21 protein-coding genes are annotated in these 20225 nt (G+C 62.5%); 11 read left to right on the top strand and 10 right to left on the bottom strand.

What is annotated here, in order from left to right:
• The first annotated feature begins 12 nt into the window (after positions 1–12).
• Positions 13–420, top strand: a complete 408-nt coding sequence (locus tag N4G42_RS12780; RefSeq protein WP_015014564.1) for a GlcG/HbpS family heme-binding protein — start codon at positions 13–15, stop codon at positions 418–420.
• A 254-nt stretch (positions 421–674) separates the two neighbouring features.
• Here the strand turns inward: N4G42_RS12780 and hemP are convergent, their stop codons facing one another.
• From hemP to N4G42_RS12735, 9 genes are all read right to left on the bottom strand, one after another.
• Positions 675–899 (bottom strand): hemin uptake protein HemP, encoded by a 225-nt coding sequence (gene hemP, locus N4G42_RS12775; RefSeq protein WP_260667412.1) that lies wholly within the window; start codon positions 897–899, stop codon positions 675–677.
• Between the two features lie 293 nt (positions 900–1192).
• The gene (locus tag N4G42_RS12770; RefSeq protein WP_015014562.1) at positions 1193–1606 is read right to left on the bottom strand and encodes an ExbD/TolR family protein; all 414 of its coding nucleotides are present in this window, start codon (positions 1604–1606) and stop codon (positions 1193–1195) included.
• Positions 1607–1609: 3 nt separating this feature from the next.
• Positions 1610–2326 (bottom strand): MotA/TolQ/ExbB proton channel family protein, encoded by a 717-nt coding sequence (locus N4G42_RS12765; RefSeq protein WP_056063831.1) that lies wholly within the window; start codon positions 2324–2326, stop codon positions 1610–1612.
• A gap of 25 nt (positions 2327–2351) precedes the next feature.
• Entirely contained in the window at positions 2352–3041 is a 690-nt protein-coding gene (locus tag N4G42_RS12760; RefSeq protein WP_260667411.1) for an energy transducer TonB, read from the bottom strand.
• Between the two features lie 103 nt (positions 3042–3144).
• Positions 3145–3417 carry a bacterioferritin-associated ferredoxin gene (locus N4G42_RS12755; protein WP_056063825.1) on the bottom strand — a complete coding sequence of 91 codons (273 nt, stop codon included), beginning with the start codon at positions 3415–3417 and terminating at the stop codon, positions 3145–3147.
• Between the two features lie 134 nt (positions 3418–3551).
• Positions 3552–4694: an alpha-hydroxy acid oxidase gene (locus N4G42_RS12750; protein WP_260667410.1), complete on the bottom strand. Its 1143-nt coding sequence runs from the start codon at positions 4692–4694 to the stop codon at positions 3552–3554.
• Between the two features lie 115 nt (positions 4695–4809).
• Positions 4810–5502, bottom strand: a complete 693-nt coding sequence (locus N4G42_RS12745; protein WP_260667409.1) for a Fe2+-dependent dioxygenase — start codon at positions 5500–5502, stop codon at positions 4810–4812.
• Between the two features lie 65 nt (positions 5503–5567).
• Positions 5568–7790 (bottom strand): TonB-dependent receptor, encoded by a 2223-nt coding sequence (locus N4G42_RS12740; RefSeq protein ID WP_056063815.1) that lies wholly within the window; start codon positions 7788–7790, stop codon positions 5568–5570.
• Positions 7791–8060: 270 nt separating this feature from the next.
• Positions 8061–8381 (bottom strand): SWIB/MDM2 domain-containing protein, encoded by a 321-nt coding sequence (locus N4G42_RS12735; protein ID WP_015014555.1) that lies wholly within the window; start codon positions 8379–8381, stop codon positions 8061–8063.
• Positions 8382–8816: 435 nt separating this feature from the next.
• Between N4G42_RS12735 and rraA the strand changes: the two genes are divergently transcribed.
• The gene (gene rraA / locus N4G42_RS12730; protein ID WP_056063808.1) at positions 8817–9338 is read left to right on the top strand and encodes a ribonuclease E activity regulator RraA; all 522 of its coding nucleotides are present in this window, start codon (positions 8817–8819) and stop codon (positions 9336–9338) included.
• Positions 9339–9414: 76 nt separating this feature from the next.
• On the opposite strand, the gene N4G42_RS12725 is transcribed toward rraA, so the two are convergent.
• On the bottom strand, positions 9415–10326 hold the full coding sequence (locus N4G42_RS12725) for a DMT family transporter (RefSeq protein ID WP_409557822.1): 912 nt from the start codon (positions 10324–10326) through the stop codon (positions 9415–9417).
• 93 nt (positions 10327–10419) lie between these two features.
• Here N4G42_RS12725 and N4G42_RS12720 point away from each other — a divergent pair, with 93 nt between their 5' ends.
• From N4G42_RS12720 to N4G42_RS12680, 9 genes are all read left to right on the top strand, one after another.
• Entirely contained in the window at positions 10420–10842 is a 423-nt protein-coding gene (locus tag N4G42_RS12720; RefSeq protein ID WP_260667407.1) for a gamma-glutamylcyclotransferase, read from the top strand.
• A gap of 252 nt (positions 10843–11094) precedes the next feature.
• Positions 11095–12426, top strand: a complete 1332-nt coding sequence (gene aceA, locus N4G42_RS12715) for an isocitrate lyase (RefSeq protein ID WP_055402695.1) — start codon at positions 11095–11097, stop codon at positions 12424–12426.
• A gap of 316 nt (positions 12427–12742) precedes the next feature.
• Complete coding sequence (thrS, locus tag N4G42_RS12710; protein WP_260667406.1) at positions 12743–14662, top strand: threonine--tRNA ligase; 1920 nt, start codon at positions 12743–12745, stop codon at positions 14660–14662.
• Positions 14663–14742: 80 nt separating this feature from the next.
• Positions 14743–15351 (top strand): translation initiation factor IF-3, encoded by a 609-nt coding sequence (infC, locus tag N4G42_RS12705; RefSeq protein ID WP_082522461.1) that lies wholly within the window; start codon positions 14743–14745, stop codon positions 15349–15351.
• A 183-nt stretch (positions 15352–15534) separates the two neighbouring features.
• Positions 15535–15738 carry a 50S ribosomal protein L35 gene (rpmI, locus tag N4G42_RS12700; RefSeq protein WP_008904041.1) on the top strand — a complete coding sequence of 68 codons (204 nt, stop codon included), beginning with the start codon at positions 15535–15537 and terminating at the stop codon, positions 15736–15738.
• Between the two features lie 26 nt (positions 15739–15764).
• Positions 15765–16124 carry a 50S ribosomal protein L20 gene (rplT, locus tag N4G42_RS12695; RefSeq protein WP_005795139.1) on the top strand — a complete coding sequence of 120 codons (360 nt, stop codon included), beginning with the start codon at positions 15765–15767 and terminating at the stop codon, positions 16122–16124.
• Positions 16125–16225: 101 nt separating this feature from the next.
• A complete protein-coding gene (pheS, locus tag N4G42_RS12690) occupies positions 16226–17278 on the top strand; it encodes a phenylalanine--tRNA ligase subunit alpha (RefSeq protein WP_260667402.1) in 1053 nt (350 codons plus the stop codon).
• Between the two features lie 72 nt (positions 17279–17350).
• Entirely contained in the window at positions 17351–19798 is a 2448-nt protein-coding gene (gene pheT / locus N4G42_RS12685) for a phenylalanine--tRNA ligase subunit beta (RefSeq protein WP_260667401.1), read from the top strand.
• Positions 19799–19823: 25 nt separating this feature from the next.
• Positions 19824–20150: an integration host factor subunit alpha gene (locus tag N4G42_RS12680; protein ID WP_056063789.1), complete on the top strand. Its 327-nt coding sequence runs from the start codon at positions 19824–19826 to the stop codon at positions 20148–20150.
• The last annotated feature ends 75 nt before the right edge of the window (positions 20151–20225 follow it).

Below are 20225 nucleotides of genomic sequence, written 5' to 3'. Positions count from 1 at the left end.
TCGGATCCTTTCATGAAAACCAAGCACGAACTCGAACTGGCCGACGTCAAGGCCGTGGCCGCTGCCGCCGAAGCCGAGGCCCTCAAGAACAACTGGGCCGTGACCATCGCCATCGTGGACGATGGCGGCCACCTGCTGTGGCTGCAGCGTCTGGACGGTGCAGCAGCAGTGTCATCGCACATCGCCCCTTCCAAGGCCCGTACGGCCGCTCTGGGCCGCCGCGAAAGCAAGGTCTACGAGGACGTGATCAACGGCGGCCGTACCTCGTTCCTGAGCGCGCCCACCATTGACGGCCTGCTCGAAGGCGGCGTGCCGATCATGAAGGACGGCCAGTGCCTGGGTGCCGTGGGCGTGAGCGGCGTGAAGTCCACCGAAGATGCACAGATCGCCCGCGCGGGCATTGCAGCCCTGGGCCTCTGATTCTGGGGCTCCCGGCAGGGAGTGTGGTTGCTATTATTTTGATAGCTTCGAGCGCATGTTCCACTAGCGCATGGGGCTGAAATCGCTTCAAAACCCTCTGGGAGCATGAAAAAACCGGCCTGTGGGCCGGTTTTTTGTTGGCAGGGTCGGGGGGGCGGCAAAAAAAAGCCTGGCTACGCGGGAGCAAACCCGTTGGCTGGCAAAAACGACCCTTGCGAGCTTGTTGCAAGCCCGGGAGTCGCCCCACGATGAAACTATTTGGTCAGGATGAGCTTGCCCAGCTTGGTGGCCTGCAGGCGGTACACCGAGCCGTTGTGGTTGATGGCGACGGTCTTGTGCCCTTGCAGCAGCACGCTGCTGTCCAGTGCAGCAGTGGCGCAATGCGCACCGGACGACGGGGCCTCGCCAGATGCCGAGGCGTCTGCGGAGTCAGCCGGCACGGCGCGGCGGAGCGGGGCGGAGGTCAGGGAGGCTTGCATGGAGTTTTCCTGGGTCATTGCAGTGCGTTTTGTTAATGATAACGATTCGCAATTACAAGTCAAGCGAACGGTGTGTTTCTTTTTGTTCTTGGTTCCGCCCCGCATCAGGTGCAAGGGCGAGGCGTTGAGTAGCGCTCTGGGCGCGGGACAAGGGTTCGTGCGCCCTGGGCGCAGTGCAGGGGGCTGCGAGCCCGCCGCACGGGCCCTGCGTTCCCTGGCGCCCGCCAGCGCGCCCATGAAGGGTGGGCTGGCCAAGATGCGCAGGGACCGGGCCGGTGACTTTCGCCGTGTCTTTACTGGCCCTGCGGGTCGGTCACAAACCCGATCTTGCGCACGCCAGCGCGTTGCGCGGCCGCCATGGCCTGGGCCACGAATTCGTAGCGCACGTTCTTGTCGCCACGGATGTGGAGGTCTGGCTGGGGCTCCTTGGCGGCCTCGGCCTGCAGGCGGGGGAAGAGTTCTTCTTCCGACACCTGGGACTCGTTCCAGAAGAACTTGCCATCGGCCGACACCGACAGGCGCACGGTCTCGGGCTTGACGTTTTCGGGCTGGTTGGTGGCGCGGGGCAGGTCCACGTTCACCGCGTGTTTCATCACCGGCACGGTGATGATGAAGATGATGAGCAGCACCAGCATGACGTCCACCAGGGGCGTCATGTTGATCTCGTTCATCACGTCATCGGTGTCGTCTTGGGTTCCAAAGGCCATGGCTTAGCCGCCTTTCTTCATGGGCAGCACCTTGCCGGGCTCGCCAGCGTTCACGCGGGCGCCGGTCACAAAGTAGGCGTGCAGGTCATGGGCAAAGCTGTTCAGGCCATTCAGGATGGACTTGTTGCCGCGTACCAGCGCGTTGTAGCCCAGCACCGCCGGGATGGCCACGGCCAGGCCCAGGGCGGTCATGATCAGCGCCTCGCCGATGGGGCCGGCCACCTTGTCGATGGTGGACTGGCCCGAGGTGCCGATGGCCAGCAGGGCGTGGTAGATACCCCACACGGTGCCGAACAGGCCGATGAACGGGGCGGTGGAGCCCACCGACGCCAGGATGGCCAGGCCCGAGGACAGGCGGGCGGTGAACTCGTCGATGCAGTTGCGCAGGCAGCGGGTGACCCAGTCGCTCACGTCCAGGCTGTCGTGCAGGTGGGCCTTGGTGTTGCGGTGGTGGGCGGTGGCTTCGCGGCCTTCCAGCGCCAGGTGGCGGAAGGGGTTGGTCGGGTCGGCGCCCAGCTTGGTCAGGCCGGCGGCAAAGTCCTCGCTGTGCCAGAAGTCCTGGGCGGCGCGGGCGTGTTTCTTGAACTTGATGATGTCCAGTGCCTTGATGAGGATGACGATCCACGAGGCCAGCGACATGGCCAGCAGCAGGATGGCGACGGCGCGGGTGACAAAGTCACCCTGGATCCAGACGTTGGCGATGCCGAATTGCGATTCCATGAAAACTCCCTGAGCGGTGATTGGTTTATTCGAGAACAAAGTTGACGGGGACGAGGTTCCACATGGCCTCGGGCACGCCGTTGCGTTTGCCGGGCACAAAGCGCCAGCGCATCACGGCGTCCTGGGCCTGGCGGTCCAGCCGGTCAAAGCCGCTGGACTTGTTGACTTCGACCTTTTGCGGCACGCCATCGGTGCCGATGAGCACCCTGAGCACCACCTTGCCTTGCTCGCCCATGCGTTTGCTGATGGCGGGGTAGCTGGGCTTGGGGTTGTTGAGATAGGCCGCGTCGCTGGACGGCAGCTCGATCTTGGGTGGTGCGGGTGGTGCCGGGGGCGCAGGCGCGGGGGCCGGGGGCGCCACGGGGGCCTCGATGGGCGGTGCGGGCGGCTGGGGCGTGGTGATGCCGGTGGGGGCATTGGGCGCTGGCGTGGGGTCGGCAATGGCGACGGGCATCGGTGCCGGGCGCGGCGCGGCCTTGGGCGCTGGCTTGGGAGGGGGTGGTGGTGCCGGTGGCGGCGGGGTGACCTTGGGCGGGGCGGGCGGCGCGATGAATTCGCTGAGCAGTTCGGCCGGCACGATCACCTCGGCCGCCTTGCGCACCAGGCCGGACTGCAGGGCCCAGATGCCCGCCACATGCAGCGCCACCACGGAGCCGACGATCACGGCATTGCGGCTCACACCGGCAGGGGGGGCGAAACGATCAGGGTGAGACATAAAAAGAAAGGAAGGGCAGCGCCGCCCCTAGCATAGGGCGGACGTTGCCGGGTAAACCCGGATTATTTGCGAAAGATCCACCAGGCCGAACCTGCGACCAGGATCAGGCTGCCTGCGAGGGTAGAGAGGAGTTCCATGACTTGCTTTCCAGGATGGAGCTGGCAAGCTGGATCGTCTGCGGCGCCGCATCGTTGCGCAAGGCGGCTACCGGGTTCGAGACACTGCACTGCGCCACCACGTCGCGGGCGCAGCTTTCGCAGCATCCGCATTGGGTGGCCACGCCCAGTTCGAACTGGATCTCATCGAAGCTCATGCCGGCACGGGCATGGCGGGCAATCTCACGGTCCGAAACCCGGCGGCAAACACAGACGATCATGGCGGCAGGCAGTGTGGCTGGCTGTTGAAAGGATGATTGTGATTATAAATACGAATCTATCGCATTTGCAATAAATCATTCCTGCCGACAGGGGGAAGGTGATGCCTGCCTCTGGCGGTTACTGATACCCCGCTTTAGCCTGGGCCCGATGGGGCTCCGTCCTGCCCCTCCAGCAGCGCAGGTGTGGCCTCTGCCAGCGTGGCGCAGCCGGTCAGTGCCATGGCGACCTCCAGCTCGTCGCGCAGCAGGCGCAGCACATGGGCCACGCCCGCAGCACCTGCATTGGCCAGGCCCCACACGGCAGGGCGGCCCACCAGCACGGCGGAGGCGCCCTGCGCCATGGCCTTGAGCACATCGGTGCCGCGCCGGATGCCGCCGTCCACCAGCACCGGCACCTTGCCCTGCACAGCCTTCACCACACGGGGCAGCGCGGTGGCGGTGGCAGGGGCCGTGTCCAGCGTGCGCCCGCCATGGTTGGACACGATGAGGCCCGCCGCGCCCAGCGAAACGGCCTGGCGTGCGTCGGCGGGGTGCAGCACACCCTTGAGCAGCACCGGCAGCCGGGTGATGGACTGCAGCCACGCGATGTCGTCCCACGTGGGCGCATGGTGGAGCAGGCCGTCGAACAGGGCGCTCTGGCCGGGGCCCAATGCGGAAGGGGCGGGTGCCTGCAGGCCTGCCAGGTTGACGGGGCCCACGCCGGGCGGAAGCCGAAAGCCCGCACGCCGTTCGCGGTCGCGCACGCCGCTGGTGGGGGCATCCACCGTGAGCACCAGGGCCTCGTAGCCGGCCGCTTCGGCACGCTGCACCAGTGCCTGGGTGAAGCCACGGTCGGGTTGCAGGTAGAGCTGAAACCACAGCGGGCCGCGCCCTAGGTCGGGCAGGACGGCCTGGGCCACGCTCTCCAGCGACACGCTGGCCTGGGTGCTGAGCACCACGCCCGCGCCCAGCGCCGCTGCGGCATAGGCCATGGCCAGTTCGCCGTCGGGGTGCGCCAGGCGCTGGAAGGCCACGGGTGCGAGCAGGATGGGGTGCGCCAGCGTGCGGCCCAGCAGGGGCACACGGGTGTGCCCACCCGCCAGCGGCCGCAGCACGCGGGGCCACAGGGGCAGGGCGTCCCAGGCGCTGCGGTTGGCGTGCAGACTGATCTCGTCGGCCGCGCCGCCACTGAAGTACGCCCAGGCGTTGTCGTCCAGCTGCGTGCGCGCGTGTTGCTCGTGGTCGGCCAGGGTGACCAGGCCCGGGGGGATGGTGTGGCGTGCAGGAAATTGGGTCATACAAACAAAAATAGCACCAAGCGCTAGTGGATCATGCGCTGGGTGCTATCAAAATAATAGTTCTTGCGGGGTGTCTCATACCCTCGGTCGCAGCCGTGGGGTAGGGGCCTGCGGTTCACACATCGGCCCACATGCGCAGCAGGTTGTGGTACGTGCCCGACAGCGCGATGGCCGACGGGTCGGTGTCGCCGTGTGTCTGGCGCAGCTTGAGCAGGGCCATGTCCATGTCGAACAGCAACTGGCGCTGCTCCAGCCCGCGCACCATGCTCTCCACCCAGAAGAAGCTGCTCACGCGGTGCCCGCGCGTGACCGGCGCGACCTGGTGCACGGTGCTGCTGGGGTACAGAATCATGTCGCCCGCAGGCAGCTTGATGCGCTTCTCGCCCAGGGCTTCGTCAATCACCAGCTCGCCGCCGTCGTAGTCCTCGGGCGGGGTGAGGAACAGCGTGCACGACAGGTCGCTGCGCACCCAGCAGCTGTCGGCGCGGGAGTGCATGACGGCGCTGTCCACATGGTTGCCATAGTAGTTGGCGCCATCACCATATTTGTTGAACAGCGGGTTGTAGATGCGGCGCGGCAGCGCGGCCGAAAAGAAGAGGGCGTTGCGATTCAACGCGGCCTTGACCAGGCTCTGGAGCTGGGCGGACAGCTCGCTGGCTTGCGCGAGCTGCAGGTTGTTTTTCTGGTGCACCGCCTGGCCGCCCGCGCTGCGGGCGCCGTCCACCCAGGGGGCGTCGGCCGCCCAGAGCTTTTGCCGGAAGAACGCGACCTCGTCGGCGGTGAGAACGTCTTGGATGTGCAGGAACATGGAGCCATTGTGAACCGGCCCCGGGCAGTGCCGGGGCCGGTTCTTCGAGGGACTTCAGAGGTGCGTCAGAAGCGTGTCTTCAGCGTCAGCTGCACAGCGCGCGGGGCGCCGGGCGTGTAGAAGCCGCGGTACAGGCCTTCGGCATACGTGCGGTCGAACAGGTTGCTCACGTTCAGCTTCAGCGAGGTCTTGTCGTCAAACGCGTACTCGGCCATGGCGTCCACCACGGCAAAGCCGCTGGCGTACACGGCGCGCGAGCCCTCGGGGTTCTGCTTGGCGCGGTATGTCAGGCCAGCACCCACACGCAGCTTGGAGGTGACAGCGTAGGTGCTCCACACGCTGCCGCTGTGCTTGGGCGTGAGGCCGGGTCGGTCACCCTGCACCTGCGCGCCGCCGCCGTTGGCGGCCAGCACCACGTTGCTCTTGTCGATCTTCGCCGACGGGATCCAGGTGTGGTTGAAGAACAGCTCCCACTTCGGCGTCAGGCGGCCCGCCAGGTTGAACTCCATGCCGGTGGCGTGGCGCTTGCCCGAGAGCAGTTCTTGCGCGGCAGCGGTGTCGGGGTCGGTGTTGCGCTCGTTGTACTTCTGGCTGTAGAAGGCGGCCACACCCAGCAGGGCGCGGCGCTCGAACAGCTCGAACTTGCCGCCGACTTCGATGTTGCGACTCTTTTCTGGATCGGTATTGGCGGTGCGCGCCGTGGTGGTGCCGGGGTTGCCAAACTGGTAGGTGTCGCCCGAGGTGTTGTACGAAGTGCCGTACGACAGGTAGTACGAGGTCAGCTCGTCAGGCTGGAAGATCATGCCCACGCGTGGGCTGAACAGGCTGTCGGAGCGCGAGTTGCTCAGGCTGCCTGCGGCGTTGTGGTACGCGGCGCGGAAGTTGTCGTAGCGCAGGCCGCCGACCAGCTTGAGCGTGTCGCTCAGCGAGACCGTGTCTTGGAAGTACAGGCCCAGGTTGCGCGATGTGAACGTGTTCCACTGCACCGGCGCACGGCCGTCGGCCACCCACGCGCCGTCGTTGGGCGTGCCCACCGTGGTGGTGGGGCGGGTGGTGGTGTTGGCGTAGTTCTGGTTGCGCTTGGCGTCGTCGTCGTAGTAGTCCACACCGGTCAGCACCGCGTGCTTCTTGCCACCCCAGTTGTAGGTGTTGCTGTAGTCGCTTTGCACCTGCAGCACATTGCTCTCGCCCACGCGGCCCTTGGAGCCACGGGTCAGCACGGTGTTGCTGTTGATCTGGTCCAGCGTGATGGCGCTGTTCTGGAAGCCGATGGTGCTGGCCAGCAGGTCGCGCTCGTACTTGCCGTAGCGCAGGCGGGTGGTCAGCTCGCCGCTGTCGTCAAAGCGGTGGATGTGGCCCAGCGTGACGTACTGCGATGTGGTGTCGTTGTGGTCGCTGGCCAGGCCGTAGTACTTGCCGGCTTCCAGCGGCATGTTGATCTTGCCGTCGGCCGAGAGGCGCCAGGGGTGGTTGTAGAGCGGGCGGCCCTTGGATTCGAGGTAGTACAGCCCGACGGAGAACTCATCGCGCGTGCCGATGCCCCAGGCAAACGTGGGTGCAATGCCGCGTTTGTCCTGCTTGGCACCGTAGTTGTCGTACTCCTGCACCATGGCGTTCAGGCGGAAGGCCGAGTTCTCGCCCGTCACCCAGTTGAAGTCGCCGGTGGCGCGGTGGTACTTGCCGGTGCCCAGTGTGTAGCCGGCTTCGTGCTGGTCGATCAGCAGCGGGTACTTGTTGACCTGGTTGACCACGCCGCCGGTCGAGCCCTTGCCGAACAGCATGGAGGCCGAGCCCTTGAGCACTTCGATGCGGTCGTTGTTGAAGGTGTCGCGCTCGATCAGCGGGGCGTCCTTCATGCCGTCCACGTAGATGTCGCCCGCCAGGCCCAGCGAGAAGCCGCGCAGGCGCACGTCTTCTTCACCGGTTTCGCCGGACTGGAAGGTCACGCCCGCCGTGGTGCGCAGCACTTCGCGGAAGTCGTCCTGGTTGCGGTCGTTCATCAGCTTTTCGGTGAACACCGTCACGGACTGGGGGATGTCCTTGATGTCCTGCTTGCCCTTGCCCACGGTGGTCTTCTTGATGAGCAGGGTGTCTTTGCCCTGGACTTCTGCGGCTTCCTTCACCGTCACGGTGGACAGGGTGGTCTCGGACGTGCCGGTCTGCGCCATGGCGCCCATCGAGGCGGCCAGCATCAGCGCGCCCAGTGGCAGCAAGGCCCTGTCGGATTGCGAAGCCTGGGGCGACAGGGTGGCGGGAGAAGCAACGAATGCGGGAGAAGAACGCAGCATGCCGCTGCGGCGCTGGGCGCGAGATTTAGCCAAGAGGGCCTCCGTCAATAGGGGTGTGCAGGTGGCGCGCAGGGGCACCAAGAGCAGGCGAGAGGCAGTGGCTAGATCAACATGGCTGTGCGTCGTCGTGCAGCTTTATGTTACATCAAATGCGGGTCATTCTCATTTGCATTGATGCGGGCGCGCCACACTCCGACAGGGTGTGGGCGTAAAAAAACCGGCAGAGCCGGTTCTTTTACGGGTGCGACGCGGGTCGCAAAGCGCCAGGGCTTACTTGACGTGCTTGCCAATCAGGCCAGCCAGTTCAAACATGGAGACCTGTGGCTTGCCGAACAGCTCCTTGAGCTTGGCATCGGCATTGATGTTGCGCTTGTTGGTGGCGTCCTGCAGGTTGTTGGCCTTGATGTAGACCCACAGCTTGCTAATGATCTCCGTGCGCGGCAGAGGAGCCGAGCCCACCACAGCGGCCAGCGCGGGGCTGGGCGTGAGCGCCTTCATGAAAGCGGCGTTAGGGGTCCGCTTCTTGGCGGGTGCAGCGGCCTTCTTGGCTGCTGGGGCTGTGGTTGCCGGAGCTTTTTTTGCAGTTGCCATGTTGGGTTGTCCTTGTTGGGAATAAATTTTTACCAGCGAAAACGACGCTTTCCCACTGGCAGGCTGATGCTAATGGGAAAAAAACGCGTTTCCAAGGGAGAAACGGCTTTTTTTGCCTCGATTTGTAGCGGTGGCGCCGCGCACCCCGCAGCAATAGGCCGCCAAGGCGCGCCAGGCTTGACAAACACGCGGCAGAGGGCGGGTTTCAAGTGCGGTTCCTCGGGGGGCATCTTCTGAGTGCGGCGTTGGGCGCCGCATCTGGGGTGGCTGCTGCTGCAGCACAATCTTGCACAACAGATTTGCCGCTCAACGAACGCGGCTCGCCCGCAGGCCTGTACCCCGGCGGGGGGCGTTCGGTGTGGGGTTCGTGCTCGCCGCTGCCGTTGGGGCGGGTTTGATTGTTGGAACCGTTTGATTGACTGAAAGGATCTTGGAATGGCTGCAGCTTCGCCTCTTCCCCTCACGCCGTTTGCCACCTGCGACTTTTGTGACGTCCACAAGGGCGACACCAGCGGTGCGTTCCGCGTGCTGCCCCCGGTGTTCCAGAGCTTTGGGGGCGTTGCCGCGTTCGCGGGCCCCGTCACCACCGTCAAGTGCCACGAGGACAACACCCAAGTCAAGGCGGCTGTCGAGTCAGCAGGCGAGGGCCGGGTGCTGGTGGTGGATGGCGGCGGTTCGCTGCGCCGGGCCCTGGTGGGCGGCAACCTGGCGGCAGCCGCCGCCCGCAATGGCTGGGCCGGCATCGTGGTGGACGGCTGTGTGCGTGACGTGGCCGAGCTGAACGCGGAAGCCGTCGGCATCCGCGCGCTGGCGCTGATGCCGCTGCCCACCGAGCGGCGTGGCGAGGGGCAACGCGATGTGGCTGTGTCGATCCAGGGCGTGCCTGTGCGCCCCGGCGACTGGCTGTATGCCGATGCCGATGGCATCGTGGTCAGTGCGCAGCCCTTGCACGGCTGAGTCCGGCCTTCTCTGGTTCTGCCCAGTCTGTCCAGTCCCCGTGGTGGGATGGTGAAGACGGTTGCCGAAGGGCCAGTCAGTCGGCGCTGCCGCTCCGCCGCCCTACGCGCAGCGCCGCGCGCGAGGGCAGGGTGGCCAGCAACACGCTGGCCAGGGCAATGGCAAAGGCGACCAGTTGCAGGCCCGTCAATACCTCGCCCAAAAACAGCACGCCCACCAGCGCAGCACTCACCGGCAGCATGACCGAGAAGACACCGCCTTGCGCAGCGGGCACGGCCTTGAGCCCGGTCATCCACAGCCACACCGTCCACATGCAGGCGGCCAGCGCATAAAACAGCAGCAATAGCCAGGTGCCCCATCCCACCGAGGCAAACGGGAAGTCCAGCGCCAGGTACAGGCCAAACGGTGTCGTCAGCACAAAGCCCCACAGGTTGATGAGCGAGGTGATGCGCTTGGGCCCCAGGCTGCCGGTCAGCTTCTTGCCGATCACCGTGTAGGCGGCCTCGCAAATCACTGCCCCCAGCAGCAGCATTTGGCCCCACCAGGCATGGTTTGCAGTGTTTTTGGCTCCAAGCGCAGGTTCCATATGCGCTGCGTGCTCTGGTTTTGATATTGAGAACAGGGCAATGCCAATCACCGCACAGAGCACCGCCATCCAGGTGCGAGGCGCCACCCGTTCACCCAGAAATGCCCATCCCATCAATGCCACGGCTGCAGGAATGGCTGCCATGGTCACCCCTGCGGAGACAGCGTCGGTCAGGCTCACGCCATAGATCATGCAGATGGTGAACAGAAAGTTGCCCAGAAAGGACTCCAAGAACAGCAACCGTTTGGTCTGCGGCGTCAGTGGCGGCTCGTTGTCGGGCTTCTTGAGCCAGTGCAGCATCGCGATGCCCCCGATGCCAAAGCGCATCCAGGCCAGCAAGAGCACGGGCAGCACGGCTGCCAGGGGTTTGGAGAGTGCCACATAACTGCCCACCAGCGACATGCTGAGGGCCAGGCACACATAGGCGAAAGGGCGGCTGGGAGCGGGCGTATTCACTAGACTGGGGCGCTGTTCAATCAAAAACGACTGCGCATCATGCCCGAGCCTTCTTTGCCTGCTGGCACCCCACGCCATGTGTTTGTATACGGCACCTTGCGCCGCGGTGGGTCGAACGACATCACGCGCTTGTTGCCTGCGCCACACTGGGTGGGTTTTGCGCAGGTGCCGGGAGTGTTGTTTCACCTGGGGGCTTATCCGGGCATGACGCTGGGTGGCGATCAGCCGGTGCATGGTGAGGTGTACGCCATCGAGCCTGCGCTGGAGAAGGTTCTGGATGCCATTGAAGGGTTGACCGGAGATCACCCCACCGACGAATACCTCAAGCGCGAGATCGTGGTGACAGTTGAGGGCCAACGGCTGTCTTGTCTGGTGTACGAGATCCATCCCCGATACACAGAGGGCGCACGCCGGATCGAACATGGCGACTGGCTCAGGGCAGTTGGCACTGCACCTCCCTGAAATATCACAATACGAAAGTTAAATTTCTTGATGCGGAATGCGATAGATGTTGCATTGCCGCAATTTTTCTCGATATGAGAAATCAATTTCTGTATTGAGAAATCACGTGGTTAAGTGGTTGTTTTGAAAGAAGAAAATTTATCTCTTCTATAAGACATAAGAGCTTGCACAAGTCTTATAGAAGACTTAAAGTTGTCTTCAAGGGCGGCACACAGCAGCCCGGCGTTTTCAACCAACCCCTGGAGTGATCTCATGCCCCAATCCCTCAACGAACAACTGAGCCGCGAACAGCAAATTGCCGCCTTGGAAAAAGACTGGGCGACCAACCCCCGCTGGAAGGGTGTGAAGCGCGGTTACTCCGCTGCCGACGTGGTGCGTCTGCGTGGTTCGCTGCCCATCGAGCACACGCTGGCCAAGCGCGGCGCTGAAAAGCTGTGGGACAAGATCAACGGCGGCGCCAAGAAGGGCTATGTGAACGCATTCGGCGCGATCTCCGCCGGCCAGGCCATGCAGCAGGCCAAGGCAGGCCTCGAAGCCGTGTACCTGTCGGGCTGGCAAGTGGCCGCTGACGGCAACACGTCCGAGACCATGTACCCCGACCAGTCGCTGTACGCCTACGACTCGGTGCCCACCATGGTTCGCCGCATCAACAATACCTTCAAGCGCGCCGACGAAATCCAGTGGGGCCGTGGCATCAACCCCGGCGACAAGGAATTCATCGACTACTTCCTGCCCATCGTGGCGGACGCGGAAGCCGGTTTCGGCGGCGTGCTGAACGCCTTCGAACTGATGAAGAACATGATCCAATCGGGCGCTGCCGGCGTGCACTTCGAAGACCAACTCGCTGCCGTGAAGAAGTGCGGCCACATGGGTGGCAAGGTGCTGGTGCCTACGCAGGAAGCCTGCGAAAAGCTGATCTCCGCACGTTTTGCTGCTGACGTGATGGGCGTGTCCACCATCGTGCTGGCCCGCACCGACGCAGAAGCCGCCAACCTGATCACGTCCGACCACGACGCCAACGACAAGCCTTTCCTGACCGGCGAGCGCACGCAAGAAGGCTTCTACCGCGTGAAGAACGGCCTGGAACAAGCCATCAGCCGCGGCGTGGCCTACGCTCCCTATGCCGACCTGGTGTGGTGCGAAACCGGCGTGCCAGACATCGGCTTCGCCCGTGAATTTGCGCAAGCTGTGCACGCTGCCTGCCCTGGCAAGCTGCTGTCGTACAACTGCTCGCCTTCGTTCAACTGGAAGAAGAACCTCAACGACAAGCAGATCGCGTCGTTCCAGGAAGACCTGTCGGCTCTGGGCTACAAGTACCAGTTCATCACGCTGGCCGGTATCCACATCAACTGGTTCAACACCTTCCAGTTCGCCCATGCATACGCACAAGGCGAAGGCATGAAGCACTACACCGAAATGGTGCAAGAGCCAGAATTCGCAGCACGCGAAAAGGGCTACACCTTCGTGTCGCACCAGCAGGAAGTGGGCGCAGGCTACTTCGACGACGTGACCACGGTGATCCAGGGCGGCTCGTCCTCCGTGAAGGCCCTCACGGGTTCGACCGAAGAAGAGCAGTTCCACTGATCTGCGGGGCTCAGCGCCGCTTCGTTGTGGCGCCAAATGCACTCGAAAAAGCCCGAAGCAGATGCTTCGGGCTTTTTTTCTGGGTGCTAGGGTTAAAATCTGGCGAAATTCACTGCACAAGAGCGAGAAAGGCAATCTGGTTATGACACCGCGAACTACATCGGAGATGTTGACCGGCCGTTGAGGCTGGCTGTTCGCGCCTGCACGAGATTGCACACACCTCCAAAAAGCGCGGACCTGTTCCGCGCTTTTTTGTTTTACGGGCCTGGCGCGTGCCCGCACCCATTGCACTGATTGAAAAGAAAGAGTTACTCCCATGATTCACATCACGCTTCCCGACGGTTCACAGCGCGAATTTCCGGGCCCCGTCACGGTGGCCGAAGTGGCAGCCTCCATTGGCGCCGGTCTGGCCAAAGCCGCCCTGGCGGGCAAGATCGGTGACAAGGTGGTGGACACCAGCTACCAGATCACGGCTGACAGCCCGCTGTCCATCGTGACGGCCAAGGATGCGGATGGCCTGGAGGTGATTCGTCACTCCACCGCTCACTTGCTGGCCTACGCGGTCAAGGAACTGTTCCCTGACGCGCAGGTCACCATTGGCCCGGTGATCGAAAACGGCTTTTATTACGACTTTGCCTACAAACGCCCCTTCACACCTGAAGACCTGGTGGCGATTGAAAAGCGCATGGCAGAACTGGCGGCCAAGGACGAGCCCGTGGTGCGTCGCGTGTTGCCACGTGACGAGGCCGTGGCGTATTTCAAGGGCCTGGGTGAGCACTACAAGGCCGAAATCATTGCCAGCATCCCCAGCAACGAAGACGTGAGCCTGTACCGCGAAGGCAACTTCGAAGATCTGTGCCGCGGCCCTCACGTGCCCAGCACCGGTAAGCTCAAGTTCTTCAAGCTCATGAAGGTGGCAGGCGCCTACTGGCGTGGCGATCATCGTAATGAGATGCTTCAGCGGGTCTATGGCACGGCCTGGGCTACCAAGGATGAGCTGCAGCAGTATTTGACGATGCTGGAGGAGGCCGAAAAGCGCGACCACCGCAAACTCGGCCGCGAGCTGGATCTATTCCACATCGACGAACACTCGCCTGGCACAGTGTTCTGGCACCCCAAGGGCTGGACGGTGTGGCAGGAGGTGGAGCAATACATGCGCCGCGTGTACCGCGACAACGGCTACCAGGAGGTCAAGGGGCCGCAGATCCTGGACCAGGGCCTGTGGGAGAAAACCGGGCACTGGGACAAATACCGCGAGAACATGTTTGTCACGGAGTCGGAAAAGCGCGACTACGCGCTCAAGCCGATGAACTGCCCTGGGCACATCATCATTTTCAAGCAAGGTATCAAGAGCTACCGCGACCTGCCTTTGCGGTTTGGCGAGTTCGGCCAATGCCACCGCAATGAGCCGACCGGGGGGCTGCACGGCATCATGCGCGTGCGTGCTTTCACACAGGACGACGGCCACATCTTCTGTACCGAAGACCAGATCCAGTCCGAAGTCGTGGCGTTCACCACGTTGCTGCAGAAGGTTTACAAGGACTTCGGGTTCACGGACATCATCTACAAGCTGTCCACACGGCCTGAGAAGCGAATCGGTAGTGAGGAAAGCTGGGACCGCGCCGAGAACGCCTTGGCTGAGGGTCTAAGGGCATCCGGTTGCGAATTTGAATACCTGCCCGGAGAGGGCGCCTTTTACGGTCCCAAGATCGAGTACACGCTCAAGGACGCGCTGGGGCGCCCCTGGCAGTGCGGCACGATTCAGGTGGATCCGAATATGCCCGAGCGCCTGGACGCAGAGTTTGTGGGCGAAGATGGCGCCCGCCATCGGCCCATCATGCTGCATCGCGCCATCGTTGGTAGCTTGGAGCGCTTCATTGGCATTCTGATCGAGCAGCACGCGGGGGCCTTGCCTACATGGCTCGCTCCCGTGCAGGTTTCGGTGCTGAACATCACTGACGCTCAGTCCGATTACTGTCGTGAAATCGCAGCAAAACTGCAAAAAGCGCTGCCCAATCAAGGCCTTAGGGTGGCCCTGGATCTGCGCAATGAGAAGATTACGTATAAAATACGGGAGCATTCGATGCAAAAGCTGCCTTACATCCTCGTCGCAGGCGACAAGGAAAAGGCAGCCGGCGCCGTCGCAGTGCGAGCCCGGGGTAATCGTGATCTCGGCGTGATGTCTGTGGATGCGTTCATTGAATTGATCGCTAACGACATCTCCACCAAAGCCTGATTTTGAACACAAAACTGCTTTGCCGCTCGCGGACTGCGCGGAAGTAGCTACTTTATTTGTAGCATTTTGATTCAAGGAAGATAGCCATCGCTACTGAATTTCGTGATCGTCGCCACCGGGAAGAGCGCAAGCACCGCCTGAACCGTGAAATCATGGCCCCGGAAGTCCGCCTGTCCGGGCCGGACAACGAGCCTTTGGGTGTTGTCAGCCTCATGGAGGCCTTGCGCATGGCCGGTGAGCTGGACGTGGATCTGGTGGAAATCGCCGCTACGGCGAATCCGCCGGTATGCCGCCTCATGGACTACGGCAAGTTCAAGTACCAAGAGCAAAAGCGTGCGGCAGAAGCCAAAGCCAAGCAGACGGTCATTGAGATCAAGGAAGTCAAGTTCCGCCCCGGGACGGACGATGGCGACTACAACATCAAGATGCGCAACATCCGCCGCTTTTTGGCGGATGGCGACAAGTGCAAGATCACGCTGCGGTTCCGCGGTCGTGAAATCACGCACCAGGAACTCGGCTTGGCTTTGCTGAACCGGATTCGTGACGAGTTGGCTGACAGCATCATCATTGAGCAGTTTCCTAAGTTGGAAGGTCGCCAGATGATCATGATGATTGCTCCGGGCAAGAAGAAGCCCGCGGCCAAGCCAGCGGCTGAAGGCGCGGCCCCTGCAACGGGTGCGGCGGCGTAGGTTTGCCAATCAATGTCAGATTTTGAGCGCCACGCCCGAAGGGGCGGGGTGTTTGAAAAGGTGGGGCTTTCGAGCACTGCCGACCGGAGGGTGAAAGCCTTTCGATAAAAGTGGCTCGGGGCCAACAAGTTTGCAGATCGGTTTGCAAACGCCTCACGAGCACAACGAAAAAGGAGCATTCACATGCCCAAAATGAAGACCAAGAGCAGCGCGAAAAAACGTTTCCGCGTTCGTCCAGGTGGTACCGTCAAGCGCGGTCAAGCCTTCAAGCGTCACATCTTGACCAAGAAGACCACCAAGAACAAGCGCCATCTGCGTGGTGCGGTTGCTGTGCACGAGACCAATATGGGCTCGATTTCACAGATGCTGCCCGGCATGGGCGTTTAATTTACTGACGAACAAGGAGTACATACATGCCTCGCGTCAAACGTGGTGTAACGGCCCGTGCCCGTCACAAGAAAGTTCTCGCCCTTGCCAAGGGTTTCCGTGGTCGCCGCGGTAACGTCTTCCGTATCGCCAAACAGGCGGTAATGAAGGCTGGGCAATATGCCTACCGTGACCGCCGCACCAAGAAGCGCGTGTTCCGCCAGTTGTGGATCGCCCGTATCAACGCCGCTGCCCGTGAACTGGGCCTGACCTACAGCCAGTTCGCCAACGGCCTGAAGAAGGCTTCCATCGAGATCGACCGCAAGATGCTGGCCGACCTCGCAGTGCACGACAAGGCTGCCTTTGGCAGCATCGTGGAGCAAGTCAAGGCCAAGCTGGCTGCTTGAGTTCACGATGAGCGGCTATCGTTCTGATAGCTGCTTGCGCAATAACAGCAAGGGCTAGGGCTTGAAAAGGCACTAGCCCTTGTTCATTTTCAAGAGTCGATATGAACGAGTTGGATTCCCTGGTCGAGAGCGCGACGCAACTGTTTGCCCAAAGCGCAACCCCTGCTGACCTCGAAAACGCCAAGGCGCAGTTTCTGGGCAAGTCAGGTCGCGTGACCGAGCTCATGAAGGGCATGGCGCAGCTGTCCGTCGAGGAAAAGAAATCCCGCGGCGCAGCCATCAACGTTGTCAAGCAGGCCATCGAGGCTGCGCTGACCGCTCGCCGCCAAGCTCTGGCCGATGCCGAACTTCAATTGCAGCTCAAGGCCGAAGCACTGGACGTGAGCCTGCCAGGCCGCCAGCGCGGGCAGGGTGGCTTGCACCCGGTGTCGCTCACGCTTGAACGCATCCAGGGCATCTTCGGTTCCATGGGTTTTGACGTCGCCGAAGGCCCTGAGATCGAGACCGACTGGTTCAACTTCACTGCACTGAATACGCCGGAAGACCATCCTGCGCGTTCCATGCATGACACGTTCTATGTGGAGGGCGGCACTGCCACCGCTCCCAACCTGCTGCGCACACACACCAGCCCCATGCAGATCCGCCATGCGGTCCAGCATGTCAAAAAGCACCGGGCTGCGCTCGATGCCGGTCAGGCGATGCCCGAGATCCGCGTCATTGCCCCCGGCCGTACCTACCGCGTGGACAGCGACGCTACGCACTCGCCCATGTTTCACCAGTGCGAAGGTCTCTGGATTGGTGAGAACGTGAGTTTCAAGGACCTGAAAGTCATCTTCACGGATTTCTGCCGCACGTTCTTCGAGAGCGACGATCTCGTGTTGCGCTTCCGTCCCAGTTTCTTCCCGTTCACAGAGCCCAGCGCCGAGATCGATATCCAGTTCCAGACGGGCCCGCTTGCAGGCCGTTGGCTCGAAGTGGCGGGCTCGGGCCAGGTGCACCCCAACGTGGTGCGCAATATGGGTCTTGACCCTGAGAAGTACATCGGCTTTGCATTCGGCATGGGACCCGACCGCCTGACCATGCTGCGCTATGGCGTCAATGACCTGCGCCTGTTCTTTGACGGCGACATCCGCTTCCTGTCGCAGTTCCAGTAAAGCCCGCCGACTTCGCGCCGTGCGCGAGCCCTGTGGCCGTGCTGCGCACCTTCCGTACAAGAGTGTCCGACTATGCAATTTCCTGAATCCTGGTTGCGTGAGTTCTGCAACCCCCCTTTGACGACGGCCGAGCTGGCCGAAACGCTGACGATGGCCGGCCTCGAGGTGGAGGAGCTGCGCCCCGTGGCCCCGCCTTTCACCAAGATCGTGGTGGGTGAGATCAAGGAGGCGGTACAGCACCCAGACGCCGACCGCCTGCGTGTGTGCCAAGTGGACGTGGGGCAGGGCGCCCTGCTGAACATCGTTTGTGGTGCGCCCAATGCCCGCGTGGGTATCAAGGTGCCTTGCGCACTGGTGGGTGCCGAGCTCCCGCCGGGTGACGATGGCAAACCTTTCCTCATCAAGGTGGGCAAACTGCGCGGAGTGGAAAGCCAAGGCATGTTGTGCTCCGCCCGTGAGCTTAAACTGTCAGAGGACCATGGCGGTCTGCTCGAGCTCGACGCCTCTGCACCCGTGGGCCAGGACATCCGCACCCACCTGAACCTGGACGACACGCTGTTCACGCTCAAGCTCACGCCCAATCTTGCACATTGCCTGAGCGTCTATGGCATCGCGCGAGAAGTGTCCGCATTGACGGGTACGCCGCTGAAAAATCCATCGTTCCCTGCCGTGGCCGCAAAGCTGACGGACAAACTGCCCGTCAAAGTGAGCGCGCCTGACCTGTGTGGCCGTTTCTCCGGCCGTATCGTGCGCAACGTGAATACGCGGGCTGCCACGCCTCAGTGGATGCTCGATCGCCTGGCACGCTGCGGCCAGCGTGGTGTGTCGCCGCTGGTAGACATTTCCAACTATGTGATGTTTGAGTTGGGACGTCCTTCGCACATTTTTGACCTGGACAAGATCCATGGTGGCCTGGACGTGCGCTGGGGAAAGCCGGGTGAGCAGCTGAAGCTGCTCAATGGCAACACCATCACGGTGGATGACAAGGTGGGCGTGATCGCCGATGACAGCCAGGTGGAATCGCTGGCGGGCATCATGGGCGGAGACGCCACGGCGGTGTCTGATGACACCCGGCACATCTATATCGAGGCGGCTTTCTGGTGGCCCAAGGCGGTGGCAGGCCGTTCGCGCCGCTTCAACTTCTCGACGGATGCTGGCCATCGTTTTGAGCGCGGCGTGGATCCGAGCCTCACGGTGGAGCACATCGAGCGCATTACCCAACTCGTCATCGACATCTGCGGTACGGCCGATACGGCATGCGGCCCTATGGACGACCAAGTGGTCAACTTGCCTGTGCCACAGCCCGTCACGCTGCGCGTGGCGCGTGCTGCCAAAGTCATCGGCATGCCGCTGACGCAGGTGCAATGCGCCGACGCGCTGACCCGCCTGGGCCTGCCGGTGGTGCAGGGCGAAGGTGCGCTCACGGTCACGCCGCCGTCGTTCCGTTTCGATATCACCATCGAGGAAGACCTGATCGAAGAAGTGGCCCGTATGGTGGGCTACAACAACCTTCCGACCACTCCACCGCTGGCACCCATTACGCCCAAGCTGGCGCTCGAGGCCACGCGCAGCCCGTTTGCGGTGCGCCGTTCGCTGGCAGCCCTGGGGTATCAGGAAACGATCAATTTCAGCTTTGTGGAAGAGCGTTGGGAGCACGAGTTGGCCGCCAACCCGCAACCCATCAAGCTGCTCAATCCGATCGCAAGTCAGATGAGCGTGATGCGCTCGACTTTATTGGGTTCTCTGCTACAAGTTTTGAAGTTCAACCTGGACCGCAAGGCCGAGCGGGTGCGCATCTTCGAACTGGGCCGTGTGTTCCTGCGCGACGGCGGCGTGCGCAACACCGACACCACGGTCGAAGGCTTTCACCAGCCCATGCGCGTGTCGGGACTGGCGTATGGTCCGAACGACATGCTGCAGTGGGGGCGCAAGGATCAGGCCATCGACTTCTTTGATGTGAAGGGGGACGTGGAAGCGCTTCTGGCCCCCCTGCGCGCAACGTTCGAGCCCGACACCCACCCCGCCATGCACCCGGGCCGATGCGCCCGCGTGCTGGTCGAAGGGCGTGCTATTGGCTTCGTGGGCGAATTGCATCCACAGTGGCGCCAGTCGTGGGACCTGCCTCAGGCGCCTGTGATGTTCGAACTGGAGCTTGACGCCGTGCTGCAGCGTGTGGTGCCTCAGTTCAAGCCGGTGACCAAACACCAGGCTGTAGAGCGCGATTTGGCCGTGGTGGTGGCAGAGCGCGTGACGCACGCCGACATCATGGGTGCGGTAGAGCAAGCCGTTCCGGGTGGCATGCTCCGCTCTGCCGTGCTGTTTGACGTGTATCGGCCCAAGGCGCTGCGGGCGGGCGAAGAGGCGCCTGCGGGTGGCTTGGCCCCTGGCGAGAAGAGCCTGGCCGTGCGCCTCACTCTGGGGCGCGATGAAGCCACGCTCACTGAGGCAGAAATCGACGCAGCGATGCAATCCGTGATCACTCAGTTGACGCAGCGCACGGGCGCCCGTCTGCGGGTGTGATGATGTCCAAGGGGAGTGACGAGCCATGATCGAATTCGCAGTTGAAAGCCTGGAAACACCGGCACTGACCAAGGCGCAGTTGGCGGATCTGTTGTTCGATCAGATCGGCTTGAACAAGCGCGAGTCCAAGGACATGATCGATGCCTTCTTCGACTTGATTGCCCAAAGCCTTGTCGAAGGCAAGGACGTGAAGCTTTCGGGGTTTGGTAACTTTCAGATCCGGACCAAGGCTCCCCGTCCCGGGCGCAATCCACGCACGGGCGAGGCCATACCCATCAAGGCGCGTCGCGTGGTGACTTTCCATGCCAGCAGCAAGCTCAAGGAGCAGATTCAGACGGCCGCTGTTGCGTGAGTTTGTGCTGTTTTTGTTGCCAAGATGTTCTTGGTGGCTGGCGGTGCAGGCTGGTCTGCAGTACGCTTGAAAGCT

The sequence above is a fragment of the Acidovorax sp. K2F genome (genome assembly GCF_025246485.1).
Classification (GTDB): domain Bacteria; phylum Pseudomonadota; class Gammaproteobacteria; order Burkholderiales; family Burkholderiaceae_C; genus Acidovorax; species Acidovorax delafieldii.
This window is presented reverse-complemented; position numbering and strand designations above follow the sequence as displayed.